The following is a 24,463-nucleotide window of genomic DNA, read 5'->3' on the forward strand; positions in this document are numbered from 1 at the left end:
GCTCGCTCACCCCTTTTCTATCTCCTCCGGTGTTAGGACCCTAACCCTCCTGGGAAGACCGTGATCTCTGAACCTGTCACCGCTCAGAACCACCGCGTCCATGGTGTTCGCAAGGGAGATGATGAGGCCATCCGCTGGAGATTCGAAGAGAACGTTCGGAGAGTTTTTCCACCTTTCGAATCCCTTCCTCTCGTGAACTGGCAGCACGAACTCCGCGTTCCTGTCGAAAACGATCCTGTAGGGAAAGAAGAACTCCCGGAAAACAGCGAGCCTCTCAAACACCTCGTAGATGTAAGAGACAGAGAGCCCTCCACGCCAGAGCAGGTTGCTTCCATCGATGACGATCGGTGCAGAAGGGTTTCTGATGATGGCAGAAAGAATGTACGGATGAATGTTCAGCGTTCTCACGGATTCCTTTCCTCGAAGATCGAGCAAGGAGTAGAAGTATCTCAACTCCTCAATCTCACTCTCTGATAGTTTCTCAATCGAAAGGTTTCGAACTCTCTCCAGAAGATCCGTGTTCTCTCTTTTTTCTTCCTCTTCTTCCGCTTCTTCGAGATGAAGGTAGAGCTCCATGAAATCCTTCTTTCCAAGTTTCACCCTAAGTCTGTTGGCTTCTTCGATGAACTCTTTCACGCTTCTGGCTTTCAGCCTCTTTTTGAGCCTCTCTGAAGGAAGGGGATACTTCTTCGGCAGGTACCAGAAGAGGATCTCAAGAGTGTCTATCTCACTCACTCCAAGGAGTTTCGAAGAAAGCTTCAAGTTCCCCTTCACGGCCTCCTTGATAGCAAGCTCAAAGATGTCAGCCGGCACGTCCACCCTGGAAAGCTCTCCAAGGAAGATTCCTCTCAGTATATTCAGGTCTTTCTCCTTCCAGCCTCTTCTTTTGAGAAGACTCAGAAAATCCTGCCTTGCCTCAAGAAGAACCTGTTTCATCTGCATATCTCGATCTCGTCTCCTTCTTTAACCGAAAGCACCTGACTCGCGTCTCCCAGATTCACGGCGATTTCGAGGAAACCTGCGCTGTCTGGATGAACGAGCAGTTCTCCCGTGTCCACATCTCCGAAGGCCTTCGCGACAGCCGCTTTGAACTCTTTTCTTCCCACTCTCACTCTCACCACGTCGTCGAAATCCACACTGAGCTTCAAAAAGAGATCGAAGGGAATGTTCGTCGACACGTTTCCGAAGGTGTCAACTATCGCCACTTCTCCGATGACTTTCTCGTTCTCGACAACAGGCTTTCTCATCTTGAGAACCTCGTACGAGAGCAGTCTGTCTCCCACTCTCTCCAGCGGAAGTCCCATGTCGAGGTGGGCGGCAACCGGTGCGAAGATGTCCCTTCCGTGGAAAGTGAAGGAAGGATTCTTCTTGTAGAAGAGCTCTCTGTTCTCTATCTCTCTGATCTCGGCAACTCCGTATTCTTCAGCTACAACCGTGAGAACTCCGTTGTCGGGTGCCACGAAGTACTGGTCGTTCTTGGTCTTCATCACGATCGCCTTTCTTGAAGTTCCAACGCCGTAGTCGACAACCACAAGAAAGACGGTGGAAGGAGGAAAATCGAGGGAGGCTCTGTAGAGAACGTGACTCGCCTTTCTCACGTTGAAAGGTTCTACTTCGTGCGTGATGTCGATGATCTCCGCGGAGGGGTTTATCCTCTTGATCACCGCCTTCGCGACTCCCACGTAGTGACTCTTCAAGCCCCAGTCTGTGAGAAATCCGATCATCTTTCTCCCCCCAGATTTTTTGTTTGTTTATCTACTTTATGGTATTATTATAACGAGAGTTATCATTTTCTTTTCGGATCCCGCCCGAGCCCGCCGGGTCGTGGGGAAAGAGAAAGGGGAGGGCCAGCCTCCCCTTTCTCTGACGGTAAGACTTCCAGATCACTCAACCGGTTCAAAATCCTCCTTCGAAGCTCCACAGAGCGGACAGACCCAGTCGTCTGGAAGATCCTCGAAGGGTGTCCCCGGTTCGATTCCGCTGTCGGGATCTCCTTGTTCAGGATCGTAGATGTAACCACAGAGTTTGCACCTGTACTTCTTCACAGAACTCACCTCACTCTTCAACAGTGATCTTTTGACTGCTTTCCCAGAGGCCGTGTATGTTGCAGTAGGAGAGGGCTATGATCGTTCCCGATCTGTTCAATTTTACCACGGTTGTGACAGTAGGCTCTGTGTAAACAGCGCCGATGTTCGGCCCCTGAACGGACTCTCCGTGCGCGTTGAACTCGTACCTTCCCACCTCGTAAACGTATGGATCACCATCAGGTTGGAAGAAAACTTTGATCCACCTGATGTGGTGTTCTGTTGTGTTCGGGTGCGGGATCTCCTTTCCCACGGTAACCACGATTTGAACTTTTTCGTCTTTTTTCACCTTCTCGGGTGCTTCTATGACCGGAACGTGCTTTTCCTTCTTGAAATCTTCCGTCTTGATGAAATCAGAAAGTTTCATGCTATCCCTCCTTTAAATTGAAAATTCCCTGTAAGCGCTCTTCGGTGCTCCGCAAACCGGACACTTCTCTGGTGGCTCTCCTTCAACGGTGTGACCACAGACGGGACAGATGTAGATCTTCTCCGCTGTGTAGTCTTCTCCCTTTTCCACGAGTTCTTTGGCCTTTTTGTACATCTCCGCGTGGATCTTTTCGGCTTCCCAGGCGAACTTGGTGCTTCTTTCCGCTCCTTTTTCTTCCTGGAACTGTGCGACGGTGTTGTAAACCGGGTACATCTCATCGATTTCGAAGGTTTCACCGTCGATGCACTGCTGGACGTTTTCGGCCATCTCTTTGTAGATCTTTCCGAGTTCTCTGTAGTGGTTCCTCGCGTGGACGTACTCCGCGTACGCGATCGCCCTGAAGAGATTCGCGAGTTTCTTCAGTCCCCTCTGCTCTGCTTCATCCGCGAAGATCAGATACTTCATGTGCGCCATGCTCTCCCCTGCGAAAGCGTCCTCAAGGAACTTCTTCGTCATCTCTCTCATACTCTGCACCTCCCTATTTCCATGGTATTTCCTGGATTTATTTTACCACATAATTATAAACTGTAATGATTTTGAATAGTTACATTAAACGATGAGGCTGTTCTAATTGAACTGAGAAAAGATTGCGATCTGCTTTTAGATCATTCCTCCAAGATAAGTTACCTTAATGTAACTTAAGTAACACAAAATTAACCTTGACAACGAAAGGGGGGTGGGTATAATAATGTCTGTGATACTGAACAAGTTTGTCAACTATAGTGGACAAAGGAGTTGGGAACTTTGTGAGGATCGGAGAAAAACTCAGGAAATTAAGGCTCTCAAAAGGGCTCACACAAGAAGAACTCGCAGAACGCACAGATCTTTCAAGAAGTTTCATTTCACAGCTCGAATCAGACAAGACGTCTCCATCTATAGATACCCTTGAAAGGATTCTGGAAGCGCTGGGTACAGATTTGAAGCACTTTTTCTCCGACGTGGAAGAAGAGAGGGTTGTGTTCAAAAAAGAAGAGAGGGTTCCGGTCTACGACGAGCCAGAGGGTGTGAAGAGTGAGATTCTGATGAGCGGTGTGGAAGACAAAGAGATCGATCCGATTCTCGTAACACTGGAACCCGGTGCACAGACGGAGGAAGAATCGTACCATGAAGGTTCGGAGTTCGGCTTTGTGATCCAGGGAAGGATAGATCTTTACCTCGATGACAAACGTTACAGGTTGAAAGAGGGAGACTGTTTCTACTACAAAGCAGACAAAAAGCATTACGTAAAGAATTCGGGAAAGAAGAAGGCGGTGTTACTCTGGATCATGATTGACTAAAAATTTCAGAGGGGAGGGATTAACATGAAAAGTCTGGGAAGGCACCTGGTGGCGGAATTCTACGAATGTGACAAAGAGGTTCTTGACAACGTGCAGCTGATAGAACAGGAGATGAAGCAGGCAGCCTATGAAAGTGGAGCAACAATAGTCACGTCAACGTTTCACAGGTTCCTCCCCTATGGGGTGAGTGGTGTGGTGGTGATATCCGAATCCCACCTAACCATTCACACCTGGCCAGAGTACGGGTACGCTGCTATCGATCTCTTCACCTGCGGAGAGGATGTCGATCCCTGGAAAGCCTTCGAACATCTGAAAAAAGCGCTGAAGGCAAAGAGAGTTCACGTGGTGGAGCATGAAAGAGGCAGGTACGACGAGATAGGAATACCCGAGGACTCGCCACACAAAGTCACCGTTTGAGGAGGTGGAAAAGTTGAAAGAATTTGAAAGAGATCTCCAGCCAAGACAGCACCTGTGGTACTTCGAGTACTATACAGGAAACAACGTGGGACTCTTCATGAAGATAAACCGCATGATCTACTCCGGACAGAGCGACATTCAGAGGATAGATATCTTCGAGAATCCCGATCTTGGCGTGGTTTTTTCGCTCGACGGCATCACGATGACCACGGAAAAGGACGAGTTCATGTACCACGAAATGCTCGCACACGTTCCCATGTTCCTCCATCCGAACCCGAAGAAGGTGCTCATCATCGGCGGTGGAGACGGCGGAACGCTCAGAGAAGTCCTGAAACACGACAGCGTGGAGAAGGCGGTTCTCTGCGAAGTGGACGGACTCGTCATAGAAGCCGCAAGGAAGTATTTGAAGCAGACTTCGTGCGGTTTCGACGATCCAAGGACAGAGATCGTGATCGCAAACGGTGCCGAATACGTGAGGAAGTTCAAGAACGAGTTCGATGTCATCATCATAGACTCCACGGACCCGACGGCGGGCCAGGGTGGGCACCTCTTCACCGAAGAGTTCTACCAGGCCTGTTACGATGCCCTCAAGGAAGACGGAGTCTTCTCCGCCGAGACGGAAGACCCGTTCTACGACATCGGATGGTTCAAGCTCGCTTACAAGAGGATCAGCAAGGTCTTTCCTATCACGAAGGTTTACCTTGGATTCATGACCACCTATCCCTCCGGCATGTGGTCCTACACCTTCGCCTCCAAGGGAATAGACCCGATAAAAGACTTCAACCCCGAAAAGGTGAAAAACTTCAACAAAGAGCTGAAGTACTACAACGAAGAAGTTCACGTCGCGTCCTTCGCCCTTCCGAACTTCGTGAAGAAAGAACTCGGACTGATGTGAATCGACCCCGCTCCGGCGGGGTTTTTCCTTTCTGGTATAATCTAATTAGCCTGAACGAACTGGGAGGTCGAACATGAGATTTTACATCAAGACCTTCGGCTGTCAGATGAACGAGAACGACTCGGAAACGATGGCCGGTCTTCTAATGAAGGAAGGGTTCACCCCCGCCTCGGCTCCCGAAGAGGCGGATGTGGTCATCATAAACACCTGTGCAGTGAGAAGAAAGTCTGAGGAGAAGGCCTACAGCGAGCTCGGTCAGATGCTGAAGATCAAAAGGAAAAGAAAGCTCGTTGTGGGAGTTGCGGGTTGTGTCGCCGAAAAGGAAAGAGAGAAACTCCTGGAGAGAGGAGCCGACTTCGTCCTTGGAACCCGCGCCGTCCTGAAAGTGACAGAGGCGGTGAAAAGGGCGCTTCAGGGGGAGAAGGTGGCGCTCTTCGAAGACCATCTCGACGAGTACACACATGAGCTTCCACGTATCAGATCCAGCAAGCATCACGCCTGGGTCACGATCATATTCGGCTGTGACAGATTCTGCACCTACTGTATCGTTCCGTACACGCGCGGCAGGGAAAAGAGCAGACCGATGGAGGATATTCTGGAAGAGGTGAGAGAGCTCGCGAAACAGGGCTACCGCGAGGTGACCTTCCTCGGTCAGAACGTAGACGCCTACGGAAAAGACCTGAAGGACGGCTCTTCCCTCGCCAAACTCCTCGAAGAGGCCTCAAAGATAGAGGGAATTGAAAGAATCTGGTTTCTCACTTCCTATCCGACGGACTTCTCCGACGAACTCATAGAGGTGATCGCCAGAAATCCGAAGGTGGCAAAGTCCGTCCACCTCCCCGTGCAGTCCGGAAGCAACAGGATACTGAAGCTCATGAACAGAAGTTACACGAAGGAAGAGTACCTCGCCCTTCTTGAGAGGATCAGATCGAAGGTGCCGGACGTTGCCATAAGCAGCGACATCATCGTCGGTTTTCCAACGGAGACGGAAGAAGACTTCATGGAGACGATCGATCTTGTGGAGAAGGCGCAGTTCGAACGCCTCAACCTCGCGATCTACTCTCCACGAAAAGGTACGGTGGCGTGGAAACACTACAAAGACGAGGTGCCCTACGAAGAGAAAGTGAGGCGCATGCAGTTTCTCATGAACCTCCAAAAGAGGATCAACAGAAAGCTGAACGAGCGCTACAAGGGAAAGACGGTGCGCGTCATCGTGGAGGCTCAGGCAAAGAACGGCCTCTTCTACGGCAGGGACATCAGAAACAAGATCATCGCCTTCGAGGGTGAGGAGTGGATGATCGGCCGATTCGCCGACGTGAAGATCGAAAAGATCACGGCCGGTCCGCTCTACGGAAAGGTGGTATGGATTGAAGAAACTCCTTCTCCTGTTTCTACTGATAAATGAGATAATTTTCTCGCGGGTCTATTTCAGCACGGTGGACGATCTTTCACAGCTGGTTCTCTCACACCTGAACTCTGCAAGCGACATCACGATCGTTGCCTACTCGATCGACCCGGAGTATCTCGGATTGAAAACTGCGAAAATGGCTTCCGAGGTACCCGTTCAGGGTGCTTTCGTTCACGTTTCAGAGGGACTTCTTCACTCGAAGTTCATAGTTCTCGACCATGAAACGGTGATCTTCGGCTCTGCGAACTTCAACCGCTCCAGCTTAGAAGAACATCTGAACAACCTCATCGTCTTTCACTCCAAAGAGATAGCGGACTTTTTCGAGGGAATTTATGACTGGCTCGTTTTTGGAAAAAGACCGGAGGTTCAGCTCAAAACAGAAGAAGGTGAGTTCTTTTTGATTCCCGCGGTGGATGTTGAAGAGATCGTCTTGGATTCGCTCTGGAAGGCGAAAAAGTACGTTCTTCTCTGCAGCTACGCTTTCACAGATGAAGACGTCTTTGCCACGCTGAAATTCCTCTCCTCGCAGGGTGTGGAGGTGTACATCATCACGGACGAGTGGTTCGAGTCTTCAAAGCTCAGAGAACTTCCACTTGGAACCTTTCACGTTCTCGAGGTGAGAGAACCCTTGATGCACCACAAGTTTCTTGTCGTCGATGGAAAAACTCTGATCACGGGCTCTGCGAACTTCACAGAGAGTGGTTTTCACAAAAATGTGGAGGTCGTGTTCAAAACGAGTAACAGAGAGTACGTAGAATCTTTCGTGGAAGAGTTCGAAAGGATCTGGAGGGGATACTTTGTACAGGGTGTTCGTTTTTGATCTGGACGGAACGCTCTTGAACGACAGTTTGGAGATCTCAGAAAAGGACAGAAGAGCCATAGAGAGGCTTTCCAGAAAGTGCCGGGTTGTCTTTGCAAGCGGCAGGATGCTCGTCTCGACGCTGAACGTGGAGAAGAAGTACTTCGGCAGGACTTTTCCCACAATCGCATACAACGGCGCGATGGTGTACATTCCAGAAGAAGGTGTGATTTTGAACGAAAAGATTCCACCCGAGGTCGCAAAAGACATCGTGGAGTACGTGAAGCAGTTCAACGTGCACTGGCAAGCGTACATAGACGACGTGCTCTACTCCGAGAAAGACAACGAAGAGATAAGGGGCTATGCGAAACACTCGAGTGTGGAATACCGGGTTGAACCGAAACTTCTGGAGCTTGTCTCAAAGGTGGGAACAACCAAGATCCTTCTCATCGATACTCCGGAAAAACTCGACGAACTGAAGAAGATCCTCTTGGAGAAGTTCAACAATGTGGTGAAGGTCTTCAAGTCGTTCCCGACGTACTTAGAGATCGTTCCAGAGAACGTAGACAAGGGAAAGGCGCTGAGGTTTCTCCGGGAGAGAATGGGATGGAAGAAAGAAGAGATCGTCGTCTTCGGCGACAACGAGAACGACCTGTTCATGTTCGAGGAAGCGGGGCTTCGCGTGGCCATGGGAAACGCCATCGACAAGGTGAAGGAGGCGGCGGACGTTGTCACGCTCACTAACAACGATTCTGGTGTGTCTCACGTTCTTGAGCTTATTTCCACAGATTGTCTTGATTGATGAGATTCCAGAGAACTCCACGGGTCTGGTGGCGGTGAGAGTTCCTCTTCAGAACGTTTTGAAAGACGTCTCTCTTCTGTGCCTTGGAAGTTCTGGAAATTTGACCCTCGCAAAAGACGTCGGAATCGCTGTAGGAAAGATCCTGAAAGAAAAAGGTGTGACCTACTACGTCTTCGGCAGTTTCGACGTTTTGAGAATAACCGACACAGATCCCCTCGCAAAGGTCTCAACTTCCCCATATATCACCGCTCAGGTGCTATCTCTTCTCGCGGAGGGACTCTCCACAGCGGGAGTTGTGCCCGTTTTCAGCGCAGCTGGAGAGGTGAACGAGCAGGTGATCAGTGCTCTCATCACAAGAAAGGCCACCTATCCCATGATGGTGGAAAGCGTGGAAAAGTACGAACGGCTGAAAAGGCTCGGCTACACAACAACGCTCGTCATCGACACGGAAGGAAACGTTCTTGTTGGAAAACCCTTGAGATTCTCCTGGGCCTATGAAAAAGAGATAGACTACGAATCTCTCAGAAGGGAAGTACTGGAAAATTCTATCGTCCTTCTTGATAGAAACGTCAAAAAAATCAGTGTGAACGATCCGTGGAGCGGTGGAGTGCTCGTTTTCTCTGATGAAGAGTGGCTTTTGAAGATCGCACAGGACGTGCTCGATGGGAGAAGAGCCCCTACAGGAAGGACACCATAGTTCAAATCTCTATCCCCTCTCTTTCGATCAATCTTTTGAGAAACTCGGGACATCCTTCAAGATCGATCAGATCTATCTCGAACTCAGAGAACCTGTTGATTTCAGAAAGCACCCTGAAATATTCCTCTTTCGGAAGGCCTTCCACCGCAAGATCGATGTCGGACCTTTCTGTGAACTCGCCTGTTCCTCTCAGGTACTTTGCGAGCGAGCCAAAAAGAACCGCTCTCCTCACACCGTACCTTTCCCTCAACACTTCTGCGACCCTCTTCGCCTCTTTGAGGGCCTTCTGAGCCAGCAATTTCATCTTTTCTTCTTCTCTCTTTTTTCTCTCTACCCAGGCCCTTATGTACTCTTCGTACATTCTTTCTCCTCTACAAGGCACACCGCGTAAGCCGAAATGCCTCTGCCTTCCCCTTCGAACCCCAGTGTGTTTCCGCTCTTGAACTTCACGTTCACGTGAGGAGTTTTCAACACGCTTTTCAGATTTTCGAGGATTCTGTCTCTGTAGGTCGACAGTCTCACACCGGAGAGAACAACCGTCGAGTCAACGTTTATCACCTTGAACCCTCTTTCCTCTATCATATCCATCGTCTTCTTCAGAAGCTCAAGACTGTTCGCGTCTTTGTACTCCTCCGTCTCCGGAAACCACGTTCCTATGTCGCCAAGACCAGCAGCACCGAGCAGGGCATCTATGATCGCGTGTGAGAGAACATCCCCATCCGAGTGCCCGAGACTTCCCACGGGGGAGTCTATCTCCACACCTGCCAGAACAAGTTTTCTTCCCTCAACGAGTGGATGTCTGTCGTATCCAAAACCGATGAACACGGGATCACTCTCCTTTTCTTTCCCCACCGGAATTCTACCATGGTAGAATTCATCAGGGTGACCACAATGAAAGAAAGTCTCATCAGTTTCATAAGAGAAAAGATAGAAGAGTACAATTACAAAGGAGCGGTCGTCGGTGTGAGCGGTGGGATCGACTCCGCTGTAGTTCTCTCGTTGTGTGTTCAAGCTCTCGGAAAAGATCGGGTGTTTGGTCTCATTCTCCCCGAGCGCGACTCCTCGAAAGACTCGGTGAAAGACGCCGTTGAACTCTGCGAAAGCCTGAACGTTGAGTACAAAATAAAATCCATCACTCCCATCTTGAGAAAAATAGGTGTTTACAGGCTCTTCCCTCCAAAGCTCTTCTTTCCAGAATCGGTGGTGAAAAGATACGTCCTCAACAAATGGAATTCTCTCTCGAAGGATCCCTTCCTGGACGATCTCAGAAACTCCGGCCCCGACGAATTTCTGAAAGGCCTCGCCTATTACAGGATCAAACACAGAATCAGAATGTGTCTTCTCTACTTCGAAGCAGAGAAGAGAGGCTACGCCGTCGTGGGAACAACGAACAGAACAGAGTATCTCACGGGTCTGTACGTGAAGTGGGGTGACGAAGCGGTAGATATAGAACCCATCATGCACCTGTACAAGACGCAGGTTTTTGAACTCGCAAGAGAACTGAACATTCCGGAGAAAATCCAGAAAAAACCACCTTCACCAGATCTCATTCCCGGTGTCACGGACGAAATGGCCTTCGGGATGAGCTACATAGAACTCGACCGCATCCTGATGAAGATCGAAAGAAAAGAAGACCTATCAGATGAGGACCCGGAGAAAGTAGAGAGAGTGAAGAAAATCCTCGAACTTGCAGAAAAGCACCGCCGTGGAATTCCTGTCACATTTGATAAAATATGAACAGAACACACTAAGGAGGGAAAGACGTGGAAGAAAGAGAACTAACACTCGGTGACATTCTTTTGATGTTCAAAAGAAGATCAAAACTCTTCTGGCTCGTTCTTGTTCTGACCGTCCTTGCAACGGGGATTTATCTTCTCTTCGCCACACCAAAATACGAAGCCTCCGCGAAGGTGAAGGTCTCCACACAGAAGGGTATGAGTCTTGGACTCTCCATTGAAGGGCTTCTCGGAGGCCTCTCCAGTCTTCTAGGAGGTGGAGGAGGAAGCCTTGAAGACGAAATACAGATCATGCTCTCTCGAAGAAACATCGTGGCTGTGATAGACGAACTCGATCTCGTTCACAAACTTCTCGACGAGAAAGATATAAAGAAAGCTATGGGAAACGGCCTCACAGAAGACGATTTAAAACTCTCTCTTTACAGTTACATGGTAGAAAAGCTCATAACCGTAGAACCTGTGAAAAATTCGAACATACTGGAAGTTAAATTCACCTGGCGGGATCCAAAACTCGCTGCCGAGGTAGCGAACAAGATCGTAGAAAACTACGTCAAGATCAGTGAAAGCATCGCCAAAACCCAGCTCGGGGCGAAAAAAGAATTTCTTGAAGAGCAAATCCCCAAGGTAGAGCAGGAACTCAGAGAAGCAGAGAACAAACTCAAGGTCTTCAAAGAACAGAACAAAATCTACTCCGTTGAAGCACAGTACCAAACGCTTATAGAACGTTACGCTTCTCTTCTTCAAAAGATGGAAGAATCTCAGATCGCCATGGAAGCAGCACAGAAACAGGCTGAATTCTTCTCAAACGAACTCAAAGATCTCGATGTTGAGATAGAACAGCTCAGAGACAGTATCACGTTCGATCCGATCATCTCCCAGCTCAAGAGCAGACTGATCAACATTCAAATAGAACTCGCAGGGCTCATGGAGCGCTACACCGAATCGAACCCTGCGGTAGTTCAAAAGAAAGCGGAATTCGAAGAAACTCAGAAACAGCTCAAGGCGGAACTCGAAAGACTCCTCACATCTCAGGTGAAAAAGACAGGCTACACCATCTACGGAGAAGCGCTCAGCAATCTCATAAAGGCAGAGTCTGAAAGGATCCTCTACCAGACACAGTACGAAGCCTTCAAAAAGCTCTTTGAAAACTTTGAAAAGGAACTCTCAAAGCTTCCGGAACTCGAACAGAAACTCATCGAGCTCGAAAGAGACTACAAAGTGAAAGAAACGATCTACACCACGCTTCTTCAGGCAAAATACGAGTCGCTCATATCTGAAGCAGCGATCACGGCCAACGTCAACGTCATAGACTGGGCTGTTCCGCCTCTCTCACCCTCGAAGCCGAACAAAAAACTCACCCTCGCGGTCGGAGGAGTGCTCGGAATCTTCCTCGGAATTCTCGCTGTCTTCTTTGCAGAGTTCTCTGACAGAAGGATCAAATCGGAAAGTGAAGCGGAGTACCTCCTCGGTGTAGAAAAGATCGTGGCGAGAGTTCCTCTGACAAGCAAAAGTGAAGTGATAGAAAAAGCCCTCGGAATCCCCGCGGTGAAAGCTGGAAAGGTGGTGTTCATCACCGCCATCGAAGACGGAGCGGGTGTGAGCACCATAGCAAAACACATGGCAAATCTTGTCTCAAAGAAAGAGAAAGTGCTTCTTTTCACCGAAGAAAACGCGGAAGGCTCTTTCGATAAAAGGGACTTGTTCGAACTTCTGAAGGATCCAGAGATCTTAGAGAATCTCAAACAGAGTTACGACAGAATCATCATCGACGCACCCTCACTGAAGAGAACACCGGAGTTCCTCCCGGTATCGGAAAAAAGCGACACTGTCTACATCGTGATCAGACTCGAACACACCTACTCAGAAGACTTGAAAATGCTCCACTCTCTGAAGAAGATAGACGGCTTCATCCTGAACGGCCTGACACGGAGAAACTCAGCGTACGTAGAAGAAAAATGAGGAGGGGAAATCCCCTCCTTTCATTTTTTTCACGGTTGCGATAGCCAGTATCCTAAAAACTCGTCCCACTGTGTGTCGATGGGGAAGGAGAGAGTCATATAGTCGTTCTCATAAGCTCGATAAATATCCAGATTCTCAGGCATAAAGATACTGACAGGAGCGGAAAGAGTTTGTCCGTTTTTTTCACCATAGGAATAAACAACGAACGAGGATGGATCTGGAACCGGTAAAACATCCTTTGTTTCATCCCATTTAACCCACCTGTCTATAAAATCACCGAGATCAACGAGGATAGCTTTACCGCTCGCATCATCGCAACTCTTCACAACTTCGCTGTAGACAGAATTAACCTTGTTCAGATCTGCTTTCAGATCACTGATGAACGAATTCAAATCAGAAACAAAATCTTCCACCTGCGAAGTATCGTACACCGCAAGACTCAGTCCATTCTGACGATAAGAATCGTAAGAAGAATAGTACCATTTGTAACTGTCAACTATCATTTTTGCCACATCGAGCTGTGTACTATCTGGAGTTACCTCACCCAAGAAACTGTAATCCCATCCATCCACTGGTTCGTTGAAGCTGGAAGCCACAATGTACTGAGCTGTGTTTCTGAGTTCGTATATCACCTCCAGAGAACCCATAAGGCACGCATCGAACCCGAGAATGTCGATCTTCTGTCCGGCAAGAACGCTGTTGACCACGTTGTTAAGAGCTGTCCCCAGATCTTTCACTGCTATGGCGCTTCCAGAGGTATCATCGAAGCTGATCGCTTTTGAAGAAACGTAAATCGAATCATATATCCAAGCGCTTCCATGATCCCACATGATCAGCGCCCTGTAAGTTGACGAGAAGTTCTCAAAGACATACTTCAACCAGTACTCGAGGTCTTCGTAAGAACCGCTGTTGAAGTCCACCCCAGTTATTCCCATGATCGCCTTCCAGTTTCCATCATCGTCGAGAACAAGAATTCCGTCGCTCGTACCTCCTCCATCGTAAAACACCACCACGGAGACATTTTCGTTGGAATTTCTCATCTCTTCAAGGTCTTTATCACCGGCTCCCCACAGATTGTTGTCTCCACACATCCACACCACAAAGAGCCACTCAGGAGGGGTGAAATCGAGGGAAAAGCTTTTCATGAGGAAAGGATTCTCTTTCACCTGAACGTAAAGATCGTACTCACCTTCTTTCGGGGAAAAGAACGAAACTTCAGCCCATCCAGAAGAATTCGTTTCCGCCTCATCTTCTTTCACGTAGTAATAACCATTGGAATCTTTAATCTTCCTGTAGAGTTCCACTGTCACACCAGGAACAGGATTTCCGCTCTTATCGAGCACCTGAACATCGATCAGCGCGTACCTTCCCGCTACGTGTTCTCCACTCGTGTTCACCACAAGAGAAGCGGGGGTCTGTAAACTGCTCGTCAAATCAGGTAGCGTACATCCTGCAACAAGAAGGATCATAGATGCCACAAGAAGAAACCACCTCATCTCTTCGCCTCCCTCAAAATTCCCATTTCATGCCGAGTCCCACACTTGCATTCCCTTCAAACAGCTCTAAAGAAAAGAGAAAATTCTTCACACTTCCTCTGATGCTCAAACCGGGCGTCCTCTTTGGTTCTCCCTCTTCCTCCTTCGGATACTCCGAATGCAGCGTGTTCGGTCCTTTCACGAGATAGAAGGCATCCACTCCAACGCTCAGATCGCCGCTGAACAGATCGAGCGAGACGTTGAAGATCCTCGCGTCCGGCCCGAAGGCAAACCCCACTGGATAGTCAACGATCGTTCTGGAGGAAGGAAAGTTCGTGAGGTAGAGAAATCTGTTGTTGAATTTCAAGTAGGGAAGGAACGTGTTGTAGACGAACTTTGTGGCTAAGACGTACTCGACACCCAGAACACCTCTCAAGCCTCCCGCAGAAAACACCTTTCTCGCTCCCACGTTGAACGCGCAGGCTGTGGGTTTCGATTCGTTCTCCGTCGTTCCCACAAGGTCGTCGAGAGCGAACTCTCCGTGGATCTCCCATCCTTTCAGTGGAACGTAAGAGAAGTCGAGCACCGCCATGGAGTTTGTGTAGCCCTCGTTGTAGTTGTTGTGCCAGATCGCGAAGGGACTCGCGGAGAAAAGATCGGGGTACTTTCCACCGATCATTGTGAGCTCTCCCACACCGAACCTGAAGTTCTCAAGAAGATACAGATCGATTCTGTGGGCCACCAAGGTTTTCACCTTCTCGGTGTACGGAGAGAGGGGATCGGCGTTCACCGGCCTGAAAGTGCTCTGTTTTTCCCACTCTTCAGTCGTCAGAACGGGATTTATCGAAACCAGATGGAACGTGTACTGTATCTGCGCCTTCGTCGAGAACGTGAAATGGTTGAAATAAGGACTCACATCAGAGATCGCAACGGGGAACTCGGCGCTTCCCCATCTGAGCTTTGATCTTCCCACGACCACGTAGAAATTCTCATCATCGTAGACACCGTAGGCAGTGTACGGAAAAGTCGAATCGGCACTCGAGAGCTCTTTCCACAGGGGAGGAACGTTGCTGTGAAAATCCATATAAAAGGCGTTGTAGTTGTTCGTGAAGGGAATCTCGGTGTAAAACGAAACCTTTCCCACAACTCCTTCCAGAGAAACGTTCAAAAAGGGAGGGGTGTTTTCGTACAGGTAAAAGTTCTCCCATGGAGGATCCGAGAGAACGAACCAGCCCGTTTTCGTATTTCTCTGGAAATTCCCGAAATAAAAAAACGGTGAGACTTCAAGAGAAATTCTATTCTCCTTCTCACCGGACGGCAGAGGAAGAACGCCGGGAAGTGCTCTTCCTTCAAGAACGTACTCGTAAACCATCTGAGGTGCAAGCTCTGTGATCAGCGGCTCTGAAAACAAAACAGAAGAGAAGACTAAACCAAAAAGAATCCACCACTTTCTCACGATCATCCCCTCACAATTCGATGTTCAGCTCTCTGGTCAGAATCTCTTTCAATCTCGACGGCTCTTCAAGACGAACAGCTCGAAAACCAAGTTCTCTTGCGGCCTCGACGTTTTCCGGTGTGTCGTCTATGAAGAGGCTCTCTTCCGGAGCGATCCCGTATCTTCTGATCAGTTCGAGGTATATCTCTTTCTCCGGCTTCAGATAACCCACGTGAGAGGAAATCACCATGCCGTCGAAGAGCTTGAAGAAATCGTATTTCTTTCTCACCATCTCGAAGTAGATTTTTCCGTAGTTGGAAAGAGCGTAGAGCTTGAAGCTCTTTTTCAGGGCTGGAAGCAGTCTCACGTTCTCTTCGATGGGTCTCAAAAGTTCTGGAACTTCCCTTTCGAGTCTTTCCACGTACTCTTTAAACTCTGGAAGCTCTCTCTTTTTCTTTTCCCACAACTCGTTTTCAGGCAGAACCCCTCTGTCCATCAGCTTCCAGTCCTCGTGTTTGAAGATCTCCTTTTCAAGGACCCTCGCCACTTCCTCCGGGAAGGACTCGAGCAGGTACTCACAGGGTCTCCAGTCGATCAGAACCCCTCCAAGATCGAAAACGATGTTTTTCACCTCAAAAACCAACTTCGAACCTCACCTCCAGGCCGAGACCGTCGAGACTGTTCCACCAGACATCCACGTTTCCTCCGTACTCTCCAAAGAAGGCGTTCAGGGACAACTTCACTGTGTGCTCCTTTGTTAGTTCTCCGATGAGCCATTTCGTGTCGGGTGGCATCTCTTCACCGTGCCAGGGCTCCTCCGGTGTTCTGTCTCCGTAGACGAGGTAGTGGTACATCACACCGAGAGAGTACCAGCCAAAGGTGCGTTCAAGGCCGAGTTTCAAAGAGAAGGAATTCTCACCGTATCTGTATCCGATCATCCTGTCTTCGATCGCTCCTTCAGAGAAGTACGTGTACTCGTAGGGAACGTTTGAGCTTGTCCTTTCGAAGGTGTACGCGCTCGCACCGGAGACTTCCCCGTAGAACCTCCAGAGACCTGTTCTGTACTCACCGCCGAGGAGGAGCGCTATCTTGTCCGGGTTCAGATAATCTCCCGTCCCGAGGAGTCTGTTCAGGCTCATATCGTCTATCAGCGCTTCGAAATAGATCTTTCCCGCACCGAAGCTGAACTCGACCCATCCACCCATGAGGGCGTTCGCGTTCTCCAAGGGATCTCTCCAGGGAGACCCCTCCTGATACTGCCAGATCTCCTGTATGGCGATTGTCGGTATGGGAACAAGGAAGTAGTAAGGGTTGAACACCTCGTTCAGATAAACCACAGCGTCTTCGTATGCGATCTTCAAAAGCCCAAGGTCGAACACCACCGTTCTGTAGTTGAAACTCTTCTTGTCGTTTATGCGAAGCCAGAGGGATTCAACGTGCCAGTTGTTTTGGGTGTACTTCAGAGAGAACCCGGGAAAGCCGTAAAAACGTGAGTTGTCGTCCAGAAAGAGCTTGTCGATCCCGGGGCCTCTCTCCTCGTTCAGAATTCCCGCTTTCAGTTCGAAGGGGCCTATCTTTCCAGAAAGATTCGTCTCCGGGAAGTAGTAGAACTCCACGAAGTTTTTGAGTTCGTCTATGATCCCGGTGTGAACTATCCCAAAGCCCCTGCCAACACCTGCTCTGTAGTTGAACCGCCAGTCCTCGTCGAGCCAGACATTCCCATAAAGCTCTCCCGTCCATTTGAAACCGTTCTCATAAGACAGATCCAAAAAAACGTTCGTGCCCGCAAAGATGAAAACCGGTAGAGCGATCAGAAATGCAACCAATCTCCTCACGTTACCACCCCATGAAGTCTCTGACGTTGCTTATCGTGTTCAGGATGGTGTTCACTATGGAGAGCGCTTCTGTCACCTGTATGAGCGGGTTGTCGGGAACGAAGACCACATCACCCGGCGCGACGTTCGGGTTCACTCCTCCACCCTTTCCAGAGAGAACTCCGGAGAGATCGCAGACGGTGACCTCTCCCTGAGGCCCTCCTTTGAAGAGGAATATCCTTCCCGTGGCGGCCCTGTCTGTGAACCCACCGGCCCTCATCACCACATCGAACACCGTCGAGTACCTGTCTACCTTCACGATACCTGGTGTTCTCACATTACCGAGCACGTACACGTAGTTCGTCTCAACGGGTGGCACGTACACCACGTCCCCCGGCTCTATCTTTACTTTCTGCACCTCGTCCATGTTCGTGAAGTCGTAGGCTGTCTCGTTTTCTCCCCTTCTCAAGATCACCTTCGTCTTCAGCGCCCAGTTGCTCAAGCCCCCGGCCTGTGCGATGAGTTTGAGAAGTGTCACATCTCCTTTGAGTTCGTACGCACCGGGCCTTGCCACCTCTCCCACAACGTAGGCGAAGTTCTCCGTCTCGAGAGGCACGAAGACCACGCTTCCACTCTCGAGAACAGGACCGCCCGTGTTGATCACGTCTTCATAGTCCACTTCTTTCTTCTCTCCCGATGGACTCACAACGACGATCTTTCTCGATCCTGTGCTCTTTATGCCCCACACCTTGCCCAGAACGTTCCTGAGTGTAGGCGTCTCTTCGTCCCTGAAGGTCACAAGCGTGTTCGTGATACCTTCTCCGAAGACGTAAACGTGTGGTCTTTCGGTGTACTTCACGTACACGAGGTCGCCGTCCTTCAGCTCGAACGAACTCAGCTGGTTTTCGGGAACGTTGATCTCACCGCCGTCCCTCAGAACAACGACGTCTCCCGCTTCGAAGAGAGCGTCTTCTTTGTATCCTCCGGCTTTCACAATGGCCCTGTCCAGGAGTACCGGTTCATCGGGCTCAAAGACAACCATCTGAGGAACTTTCACGAAGCCGTCCACATACACCCTGACGGCCTCTTTCACGTCCACCTCGACAACTGCGCCGTCTTCGAGCGGAAGATCGGCAACTTCCGTCAGCTCCTGCACTTTTCCGTTTGAGTGAACCTTCAATCCCGCGATGTACTTCTTCTGTATCTTTCCAAACCTTGCGAGGGCCTTTTCGAGCGTGATGTCTTCGTCCTTAGTGAAATCGACGTATCCGTACACGTCTCCGGTGAAATAGACCCTTTTCGCCTGAACGGTCTTCACGAGAACCGTGTCACCGGTCTTGAGGGAAACATCCTCCGTCAATATCTTCTTCGGATCAAAGATCTTCTCCTCGCCGTCTCTCAAAAGTGAAAGACTCTTCACAAGAGAGAAATCCTCGATACCGTACTTCTTCAGGGCCGTCGAGAGAGTGAACGGTTCGTCTTTTGCAAAGCTCATCCTTCCGTTCCTCGCGGTATTGTCTCCCACCATGTAAACGAACCTGTCCGTGTACTTCTCCACGTAGACGAACACGCCATCTTCGAGCAGGATATCGATCTTCACGATCTCATCCGGCGAGTATTCCTTTCCAGACAGTTTCACGGAGACAACCTGATTTTCATCGATGAAACCACCGGCCTTCGCTATGAGGTTTCTCAGTGTGAACGCCTCGCCCTTTCCAAAGGTGTAAAGTCCAGGATTTCTCACGTATCCGAGGATGTAGGCCTTCTTCGGAACGAACTCCTTCACGTTCACAATGTCACCCGGTTTCACCGGAAAGTCCAGCTCGCTTGGTGAGAGCTCTATGACACTCCCATCTCTTGTGATGACGATCGAATCGACTCCCTCCACACTTCCCTTGAACCCTCCCACCATCGAGAGGAGCTTTTCTAAGGTCACCGACTCTTTCGGGGAGATCTCGTAAACACCGGGTCTTGAGACGTATCCAGATACGTAAACCCTCGTTTCTTCGTACTTCTTTATCTCAACGACATCTCCGACATTCAGCTGAACGTTTTCGTTCAGCACTTCCGGTGTGTACTCGGTGGTCTTTCCATCCCTTGTGATCAGAACCTTTTCTATGTACCTGTCCTCAACGGAGGTGCCACCGGCCTTCGCCACGAGATTCTTGAGTGTGAGAGACTCTTCTCTGGAGAAGGTGTACATCCCCGGTCTTGCCACCGCTCCCACAACGTAAGCGAACCTCTCGTCGAGCTTTTGAACGTGCACCGTATCTCCCGGCTTCAGAAGAAGGTTCTTTTGATAGAGATCTTTCTCAGATATCTCGGTCGTTTGGTCCTTCGAGAGGACGATTATCTTTCCTGAACTCTCCTGCGTGGTGCCACCCGCTGCCGCGATGGCGTCGAGCAGGGTCATCTCTCTTCTGTAGGGGTAGATCCCGGGCTTTGCCACAGCCCCAACGACCTTCACGAACTCCGTGTAGCTCTTTTCTGGAAGTATCACCTGATCGTCTTCCTGGAGCACCACGTCCTTATCGGGAGCTTCTCCCCAGAGAAGCGAGGAGAGATCCAGTTCAAAGACCTTCCCATCCCTGAGGACCTTCACCTTCGAAAGGTCAACGGAGGAAAGATCCACAGAGAGAAGAGAGAGAAGCTCAGAAACGCTGAGATCTTCTATTCCCATGTCCACCACTCTGTTCACAACACCGGAGACGTAGACGTTCCTTGGTGCGATCTGCTGAAGAGACACGATCACCTCAGGATCAGAAAAACTCTTGGAGAGCCTCTCTTTGAGAAACTCTGTCACCTGGTCCACACTGAGGCCTTCCACCTTCACACGTCCCACGTACGGAAAAGTGATCGCTCCTTCTATGTCCACCGCGCAATTTCTCGTCAGGTCCGGGTATCCCACCACTTCTACTCTCAGAACGTCTCCCTTTCTTATGGTGTAAGATAGAGAAAACACCGCAGCTAAGAGAAACAGAAAGATCAGCACTCTTTTCATGCCGAACCCTCCTCTTCGTCTTTTCTGTTGAAGATTATACCTTATGTCTGTAAAAAGACCGAATCAGAACTGATTCGTTAACCGTCTTTTATTCATTAATATGTTGAATACATAAAATAGATTTTTCATCCTAACACAATCGTTACACAATCTATGTCAAAAACACGGACTATAATATATGGAGCGGCTGCGCAGCCCACCAAAAAATTCACAGGAGGTGTTATCATGGAAAAGGCCCTCAGGATCGTGTGGGCAACAGGTGAAGTGGACGAAAACGGAAACCCTGTGACGAGAAGACAGACCATCTCCGTCAGTTCAAACGCGACGGCACAGGACCTTGCAAATGCGGTGAACGCCCTCGATTCTCTCTCGAGCTACACCTACGTTTCCGCCCAGCTCGTCACGTACGAAACCATATGAGGAGGTGAAGCGGCATGAAGAGATTGTACATGGATTTCTACAACGAGGCAGAGGGAAAGAGAAGGAGAATCATAGTGAACAGTCCAGCTGACGGTCTCACAGCTGATCAGGTTCAGGCAGCCATGCAGACGCTTCTGGACTCAAAAGTCCTGGAAGGCTACACGATCGATAGAGCAGTGATAGTTGAAACCAACTCCAACGAATTCTTCGATCTCATCCAGTGACGAAGGGAGGGCGTCTGTATGATGACAATACTTCCATTTCTCAAGGACGTCCTCCCGCTCGCCGTCTCCCTGGTCGAAAGGCCGGGGGACGGTGAGTCCAAGAAGGAGGAAGTGAAAGAGATCGTCTTTAGCCTCTTCGACAGCTTCGGAATCGACCTTCCCTTCGACGACGATATCCTGGATCACATCTTAGACTACGCCATAGACTTCGTGGTGGACTTCTTCAACGATCGGGTGTGGAACAATGCCTGATCACATCAGAAGAAAACTCGAGAACACAAAGGACGAAGATCTCTCCATCGATTTGCTTTTTCAAAAATACGAACCAGATCTGAAGAAGAAGGCAGGACATTTCTTCAAGAAGTTCGGATACAAGTTCATTTCCTACGAAGACCTCTACCAGACGATCTGTTATCTGTTTTGTTACGCGCACAAACTGTGGGACAAAGACAAAGGAGAGTTCGAACCCTACTTCAGATGCATTGTAAACAGGAAGATGAACGACATCGTAGCAGGGAAAACACCTCCTCGCTGTTGCGATTATCCTTTCAACGTGCTCAAACCTGAGTATCTCAAAGAGCCGTGTTATCCAGAAGACCTCGACGACGAAAAGATCGAAAACTGAAAGCGGGGCCATCCCCGCTTTCTTTCTTCCGGAGGTGATAAAATGAAAGAGGAATTTCTCAAAAGGTTCAGCGAGACCGCCTTTCTTCTGGGAAAGCTCACCGGGATGGATCCGAAGATACTCCTTGCCCAGTCCGCCCTCGAAACCGGCTGGGGAAGACACACGGTGGGAAACAACCTTTTTGGCATAAAGAAACTTTCCTGGCTCGAAGGAGGAATCGAAGCAGAAACAAAAGAATTCGATGGAGTGAAAACGATCGATATGTTTCAAACTTTTGTCAGTCCAGAAAACAGTATGATCGCCTACTTGATTCTTATCAAAGAGTGTTATAATAAGGCTTGGGAGTGTAGAAAGGAACCAGAGAGATACTTCGAACTTCTTCAAAAATTCGGGTACGCGACAGATCCATCGTACGCGGAAAAGTGCATAGGAGTGTACAGGTGTTTCTGAGAATTGACGAAGAGGAGGAGACAGGTTGAACGGGTTAATCCTCGTGGATTTTCTGGCGGTTTTTACATTCAACCTCCTCTTTTTTAACTGGTATTTGGGCCTCCTGTTCACTGCAAGCTTGACCCTCTCTTTTTTTGCCTTCAGACTCTATGACACGGAAAGTCTTCAAAGTTACAACGAACAATTGATAAGAACCATCGCTGGAACGATGGCGGGTTTCATCATCGTGTTGATGTTCTATCCTTTGCTTGAAAACGAAATAAACAGACACCATTTATTCGGGAACTTCCTGTTCTCCGTGACAGGGGTTCCCGTTTTAAACGTTCTGGTGCACAGACTTATCAAAGAGAAACTGCCCGTGAAGAGATATCTCGTTCTGGGAAGAAGAGAAGAGATAGAACCCGTTCTGAAAGAGATCGAGGAAAAATCCCTTGGAAGATACAGATTCGTTGAGTACATCAATCCCTCCGCCGAGACGGTGAAGGCAAAGCAAAAACTCTACGATGCCGTTCTCCTCGCAGATCCTCGGTTCGAACACATCTTAGAGAAAGTCCACGTCGAGAATCTGGAATACCTTCCAAATCTTGTGGAAAAGACCCTCAAGAGAATTCCCCTCGTGGTCATGGAAAAGTTCAGGGAGTACTACGAAGTTGCCTTCAGCAACGTAAAAGACGACTCACCCGCAAAGAGAATACTCGATGTTGCTGTTTCACTTGTTGCGCTCACTGTCTTTTCGCCGATCATGCTGATCGTTGCTATAATAATATACCTGGAAGATGGACTGCCGGTGGTTTTCAAGCAGGAGAGGGTGGGGAAAGATGAAAAACCATTCATTATCTACAAACTGCGCTCCCTGAGGAAAGGGGAAATTGATCCGAACAATCCAAACAAAGCAATCGATGAGAGACCTTTGAAAGTAGGAAAAATCATTAGAAAACTCAGAATAGACGAATCTCCTCAGTTTTTGAACGTTTTAAAAGGTGATATGAGTGTGGTGGGTCCCCGTCCTGAGATGGTGGAGTTTCACAATATGATGAAGGAGCAAATTCCTTTCTATTGCAAAAGATTAATCGTCAAACCGGGTATCACAGGATGGGCTCAACTTTGCTACAAACACACTTCGACACTCGAAGATTACAGGGTGAAAACCGAATACGACCTCTGGTACGTGAAAAACAGAAACATCTTTCTGGATCTGAGAATAATTCTTCAAACACTGGAGGCTGTGCTATGGAGGAGAGGGGCGAAGTGAGGAAAAAGATCTTACATATCATAACGCGTTCAGATTGGACAGGTGCACAAAAGGTTCTGTACGGAATTGTTTATGGTCTTAAAGAAAATTATTCAGATCAATTCGAAGTTGAAGTTGCAGCTGGAAAGGAAAATGGAATGTTATTTGAAGAGCTGGACAAAGTAGGTGTCAAGTATCATGTGGTAGAAAATCTCGTCCGTGAGATAAATCCGGTAAAGGATTTGAAAGCGTACTTTGAGATAAAAAAACTCATAAAGCAGGGAAATTACGACATTGTCCATGCTCATTCTTCAAAAGCAGGTTTTCTGGCTCGAATTGCGGCGAAAAAGTGTGGAGTGAAAAAGGTCATCTATACATACCATGGTTTCTGGGGAATAGAGCAGTACAGGGGTATTAAGAAGAGTCTCCTCATCTGGGCAGAACGATTCGCGGCGAGATACTCCGATTATCTCGTATTTCTTTGTAACAGAGAGAAAGAGAAAGCTGAAAAATACAGAATCGGGAATCCTTCCCAATACGTGATAATTCCAAACGCGATACTGCCAATTGGTAACATTCAGAAAGGGAAACTGAGAAGAGAGCTTGGAATACCAGATCACGTAAAAATTGTTGGAAACGTAGCAAGGCTTGATAGACCAAAAAATCCTATGCGATTTCTCCAAGTCGCAGAAAAGGTTGTTCAGGAAAGAGATGACGTGATATTTGTATGGATAGGTGGAAGTATAGTTGAAGACTTCTACGCCAAGCAAGTTCAGCAGTATCTTGATGAAAGACCTTGGTTGAAAGAAAAGGTAAAAATCCTTGGCTTCAGAAAAGATGCGATAGAACTGATGGCGGATTTTGATGTGTTTTTGTTGACTTCTGACAATGAAGGAATGCCGCTTGTTGTTCTTGAAGCGCAACAGCTTGGAATACCTGTGGTGAGCACAGATGTAGGGTGTGTGGGAGAGATGATAGACAGCGTTTATTCAAAAAAAGAGGATCTTGCATTAAATCTCCTCAAGATACTGAATGAAAACGACTATGTAAGTCATAGATATAAAGAGATATACGACAGGTTCATAGAAAATCATATATCGATCTATAGGAAGTGATCGATTGATGGAGGGTTTATCAATCAAGAGAAGATGCCTATCTCTATCAGTTGCTTGAACGACATTTTTGAAACAGGATTGGCTAAGGATGCCTCGGAGGTTATAAAATCATGCTAAATGTTCTACATGTACTATGGCCTGATAAGACAGTAAGCATGCATAGAGGGAGGAA

General features: G+C 48.6%; 28 protein-coding genes. 16 read left to right on the top strand and 12 right to left on the bottom strand.

All coding sequences use genetic code 11. The features are described from left to right. Positions 1-6: 6 nt before the first annotated feature. From TPET_RS01365 to TPET_RS01385, 5 genes are all read right to left on the bottom strand, one after another. The gene (locus tag TPET_RS01365; protein ID WP_238374308.1) at positions 7-936 is read right to left on the bottom strand and encodes a PIN domain-containing protein; all 930 of its coding nucleotides are present in this window, start codon (positions 934-936) and stop codon (positions 7-9) included. Continuing rightward, entirely contained in the window at positions 933-1,724 is a 792-nt protein-coding gene (locus tag TPET_RS01370; RefSeq protein ID WP_004081113.1) for an SAM hydrolase/SAM-dependent halogenase family protein, read from the bottom strand. Before TPET_RS01370 ends, TPET_RS01365 begins: the two co-directional genes overlap by 4 nt. A 159-nt stretch (positions 1,725-1,883) precedes the next feature. Further along, on the bottom strand, positions 1,884-2,045 hold the full coding sequence (gene rd / locus TPET_RS01375; RefSeq protein WP_004081114.1) for a rubredoxin: 162 nt from the start codon (positions 2,043-2,045) through the stop codon (positions 1,884-1,886). Between the two features lie 10 nt (positions 2,046-2,055). Further along, on the bottom strand, positions 2,056-2,451 hold the full coding sequence (locus tag TPET_RS01380) for a class II SORL domain-containing protein (RefSeq protein WP_004081116.1): 396 nt from the start codon (positions 2,449-2,451) through the stop codon (positions 2,056-2,058). A 12-nt stretch (positions 2,452-2,463) separates the two neighbouring features. Further along, positions 2,464-2,976, bottom strand: coding sequence for a rubrerythrin family protein (locus TPET_RS01385; RefSeq protein ID WP_004081119.1), 513 nt, complete (start codon positions 2,974-2,976; stop codon positions 2,464-2,466). Positions 2,977-3,257: 281 nt separating this feature from the next. On the opposite strand from TPET_RS01385, the gene TPET_RS01390 reads away from it, so the two are divergent. The 7 genes from TPET_RS01390 (at position 3,258) to TPET_RS01420 (ending at position 8,806) form a co-directional block, all read left to right on the top strand. Then, positions 3,258-3,788, top strand: coding sequence for a cupin domain-containing protein (locus TPET_RS01390; RefSeq protein WP_012310429.1), 531 nt, complete (start codon positions 3,258-3,260; stop codon positions 3,786-3,788). Positions 3,789-3,812: 24 nt separating this feature from the next. Then, positions 3,813-4,205: an adenosylmethionine decarboxylase gene (speD, locus tag TPET_RS01395; protein WP_011942943.1), complete on the top strand. Its 393-nt coding sequence runs from the start codon at positions 3,813-3,815 to the stop codon at positions 4,203-4,205. 13 nt (positions 4,206-4,218) lie between these two features. Next, the gene (gene speE, locus TPET_RS01400) at positions 4,219-5,100 is read left to right on the top strand and encodes a polyamine aminopropyltransferase (protein ID WP_012895994.1); all 882 of its coding nucleotides are present in this window, start codon (positions 4,219-4,221) and stop codon (positions 5,098-5,100) included. A 73-nt stretch (positions 5,101-5,173) separates the two neighbouring features. After that, positions 5,174-6,505, top strand: coding sequence for a tRNA (N6-isopentenyl adenosine(37)-C2)-methylthiotransferase MiaB (gene miaB / locus TPET_RS01405; RefSeq protein WP_011942945.1), 1,332 nt, complete (start codon positions 5,174-5,176; stop codon positions 6,503-6,505). Beyond that, complete coding sequence (locus TPET_RS01410) at positions 6,468-7,328, top strand: phospholipase D-like domain-containing protein (RefSeq protein WP_011942946.1); 861 nt, start codon at positions 6,468-6,470, stop codon at positions 7,326-7,328. Before miaB ends, TPET_RS01410 begins: the two co-directional genes overlap by 38 nt. Next, positions 7,306-8,109: a Cof-type HAD-IIB family hydrolase gene (locus tag TPET_RS01415; protein ID WP_012895992.1), complete on the top strand. Its 804-nt coding sequence runs from the start codon at positions 7,306-7,308 to the stop codon at positions 8,107-8,109. Before TPET_RS01410 ends, TPET_RS01415 begins: the two co-directional genes overlap by 23 nt. Beyond that, entirely contained in the window at positions 8,078-8,806 is a 729-nt protein-coding gene (locus tag TPET_RS01420; RefSeq protein WP_238374309.1) for a hypothetical protein, read from the top strand. Before TPET_RS01415 ends, TPET_RS01420 begins: the two co-directional genes overlap by 32 nt. Before the next feature lies 1 nt (position 8,807). Here TPET_RS01420 and TPET_RS01425 read toward each other — a convergent pair whose 3' ends face one another. Together TPET_RS01425 and ispF are read right to left on the bottom strand one after the other, a co-directional pair. After that, positions 8,808-9,167, bottom strand: a complete 360-nt coding sequence (locus tag TPET_RS01425; RefSeq protein WP_011942949.1) for a nucleotidyltransferase family protein — start codon at positions 9,165-9,167, stop codon at positions 8,808-8,810. Further along, complete coding sequence (gene ispF, locus TPET_RS01430; RefSeq protein WP_011942950.1) at positions 9,149-9,631, bottom strand: 2-C-methyl-D-erythritol 2,4-cyclodiphosphate synthase; 483 nt, start codon at positions 9,629-9,631, stop codon at positions 9,149-9,151. The genes TPET_RS01425 and ispF overlap by 19 nt, the downstream gene beginning before the upstream one ends. Before the next feature lie 66 nt (positions 9,632-9,697). On the opposite strand from ispF, the gene nadE reads away from it, so the two are divergent. Together nadE and TPET_RS01440 are read left to right on the top strand one after the other, a co-directional pair. Further along, on the top strand, positions 9,698-10,543 hold the full coding sequence (gene nadE, locus TPET_RS01435; RefSeq protein ID WP_011942951.1) for an NAD(+) synthase: 846 nt from the start codon (positions 9,698-9,700) through the stop codon (positions 10,541-10,543). Positions 10,544-10,569: 26 nt separating this feature from the next. After that, positions 10,570-12,501 (top strand): exopolysaccharide transport family protein, encoded by a 1,932-nt coding sequence (locus TPET_RS01440; RefSeq protein ID WP_011942952.1) that lies wholly within the window; start codon positions 10,570-10,572, stop codon positions 12,499-12,501. Positions 12,502-12,530: 29 nt separating this feature from the next. Here TPET_RS01440 and TPET_RS01445 read toward each other — a convergent pair whose 3' ends face one another. Genes TPET_RS01445 through TPET_RS01465 form a run of 5 tightly spaced genes read right to left on the bottom strand, consistent with a single transcriptional unit; the run spans position 12,531 to position 20,226 of the window. Further along, entirely contained in the window at positions 12,531-13,997 is a 1,467-nt protein-coding gene (locus TPET_RS01445) for a clostripain-related cysteine peptidase (protein WP_011942953.1), read from the bottom strand. Between the two features lie 13 nt (positions 13,998-14,010). Continuing rightward, a complete protein-coding gene (locus tag TPET_RS01450; protein ID WP_011942954.1) occupies positions 14,011-15,438 on the bottom strand; it encodes a hypothetical protein in 1,428 nt (475 codons plus the stop codon). A gap of 4 nt (positions 15,439-15,442) precedes the next feature. Further along, on the bottom strand, positions 15,443-16,054 hold the full coding sequence (locus tag TPET_RS01455) for an HAD family hydrolase (RefSeq protein ID WP_011942955.1): 612 nt from the start codon (positions 16,052-16,054) through the stop codon (positions 15,443-15,445). Beyond that, a complete protein-coding gene (locus tag TPET_RS01460) occupies positions 16,044-17,246 on the bottom strand; it encodes a hypothetical protein (protein ID WP_011942956.1) in 1,203 nt (400 codons plus the stop codon). Before TPET_RS01460 ends, TPET_RS01455 begins: the two co-directional genes overlap by 11 nt. Before the next feature lies 1 nt (position 17,247). Continuing rightward, complete coding sequence (locus TPET_RS01465) at positions 17,248-20,226, bottom strand: SLBB domain-containing protein (protein ID WP_011942957.1); 2,979 nt, start codon at positions 20,224-20,226, stop codon at positions 17,248-17,250. 225 nt (positions 20,227-20,451) lie between these two features. Here TPET_RS01465 and TPET_RS01470 point away from each other — a divergent pair, with 225 nt between their 5' ends. From TPET_RS01470 to TPET_RS01500, 7 genes are read left to right on the top strand one after another with little or no spacing between them, the layout of a single operon-like run. Further along, positions 20,452-20,646, top strand: coding sequence for a DUF1659 domain-containing protein (locus TPET_RS01470; RefSeq protein ID WP_038033775.1), 195 nt, complete (start codon positions 20,452-20,454; stop codon positions 20,644-20,646). A 14-nt stretch (positions 20,647-20,660) separates the two neighbouring features. Next, a complete protein-coding gene (locus TPET_RS01475; protein ID WP_011942959.1) occupies positions 20,661-20,870 on the top strand; it encodes a DUF2922 domain-containing protein in 210 nt (69 codons plus the stop codon). Between the two features lie 18 nt (positions 20,871-20,888). Next, positions 20,889-21,122, top strand: coding sequence for a hypothetical protein (locus tag TPET_RS01480; RefSeq protein ID WP_011942960.1), 234 nt, complete (start codon positions 20,889-20,891; stop codon positions 21,120-21,122). After that, positions 21,115-21,495, top strand: coding sequence for a sigma factor (locus tag TPET_RS01485; protein ID WP_011942961.1), 381 nt, complete (start codon positions 21,115-21,117; stop codon positions 21,493-21,495). Before TPET_RS01480 ends, TPET_RS01485 begins: the two co-directional genes overlap by 8 nt. Positions 21,496-21,537: 42 nt before the next feature. Further along, positions 21,538-21,945, top strand: coding sequence for a glycoside hydrolase family 73 protein (locus TPET_RS01490; protein ID WP_011942962.1), 408 nt, complete (start codon positions 21,538-21,540; stop codon positions 21,943-21,945). Positions 21,946-21,970: 25 nt separating this feature from the next. After that, on the top strand, positions 21,971-23,197 hold the full coding sequence (locus tag TPET_RS01495; protein ID WP_011942963.1) for a sugar transferase: 1,227 nt from the start codon (positions 21,971-21,973) through the stop codon (positions 23,195-23,197). Then, positions 23,176-24,291 carry a glycosyltransferase gene (locus tag TPET_RS01500; protein ID WP_011942964.1) on the top strand — a complete coding sequence of 372 codons (1,116 nt, stop codon included), beginning with the start codon at positions 23,176-23,178 and terminating at the stop codon, positions 24,289-24,291. Before TPET_RS01495 ends, TPET_RS01500 begins: the two co-directional genes overlap by 22 nt. Positions 24,292-24,463 lie beyond the last annotated feature (172 nt).

Origin of the sequence: Thermotoga petrophila RKU-1 (assembly GCF_000016785.1) — a bacterium.
Lineage (GTDB): Bacteria > Thermotogota > Thermotogae > Thermotogales > Thermotogaceae > Thermotoga > Thermotoga petrophila.

Coding starts and splice junctions, on each gene's coding strand:
- TPET_RS01365 (WP_238374308.1), bottom strand. CDS start 936: ATGAAACAGGTTCTTCTTGAGGCAAGGCAGGATTTTCTGAGTCTTCTC.
- TPET_RS01370 (WP_004081113.1), bottom strand. CDS start 1,724: ATGATCGGATTTCTCACAGACTGGGGCTTGAAGAGTCACTACGTGGGA.
- TPET_RS01380 (WP_004081116.1), bottom strand. CDS start 2,451: ATGAAACTTTCTGATTTCATCAAGACGGAAGATTTCAAGAAGGAAAAG.
- TPET_RS01385 (WP_004081119.1), bottom strand. CDS start 2,976: ATGAGAGAGATGACGAAGAAGTTCCTTGAGGACGCTTTCGCAGGGGAG.
- speD (WP_011942943.1), top strand. CDS start 3,813: ATGAAAAGTCTGGGAAGGCACCTGGTGGCGGAATTCTACGAATGTGAC.
- miaB (WP_011942945.1), top strand. CDS start 5,174: ATGAGATTTTACATCAAGACCTTCGGCTGTCAGATGAACGAGAACGAC.
- TPET_RS01425 (WP_011942949.1), bottom strand. CDS start 9,167: ATGTACGAAGAGTACATAAGGGCCTGGGTAGAGAGAAAAAAGAGAGAA.
- nadE (WP_011942951.1), top strand. CDS start 9,698: ATGAAAGAAAGTCTCATCAGTTTCATAAGAGAAAAGATAGAAGAGTAC.
- TPET_RS01445 (WP_011942953.1), bottom strand. CDS start 13,997: ATGAGGTGGTTTCTTCTTGTGGCATCTATGATCCTTCTTGTTGCAGGA.
- TPET_RS01450 (WP_011942954.1), bottom strand. CDS start 15,438: ATGATCGTGAGAAAGTGGTGGATTCTTTTTGGTTTAGTCTTCTCTTCT.
- TPET_RS01465 (WP_011942957.1), bottom strand. CDS start 20,226: ATGAAAAGAGTGCTGATCTTTCTGTTTCTCTTAGCTGCGGTGTTTTCT.
- TPET_RS01470 (WP_038033775.1), top strand. CDS start 20,452: ATGGAAAAGGCCCTCAGGATCGTGTGGGCAACAGGTGAAGTGGACGAA.
- TPET_RS01475 (WP_011942959.1), top strand. CDS start 20,661: ATGAAGAGATTGTACATGGATTTCTACAACGAGGCAGAGGGAAAGAGA.
- TPET_RS01480 (WP_011942960.1), top strand. CDS start 20,889: ATGATGACAATACTTCCATTTCTCAAGGACGTCCTCCCGCTCGCCGTC.
- TPET_RS01485 (WP_011942961.1), top strand. CDS start 21,115: ATGCCTGATCACATCAGAAGAAAACTCGAGAACACAAAGGACGAAGAT.
- TPET_RS01490 (WP_011942962.1), top strand. CDS start 21,538: ATGAAAGAGGAATTTCTCAAAAGGTTCAGCGAGACCGCCTTTCTTCTG.
- TPET_RS01500 (WP_011942964.1), top strand. CDS start 23,176: ATGGAGGAGAGGGGCGAAGTGAGGAAAAAGATCTTACATATCATAACG.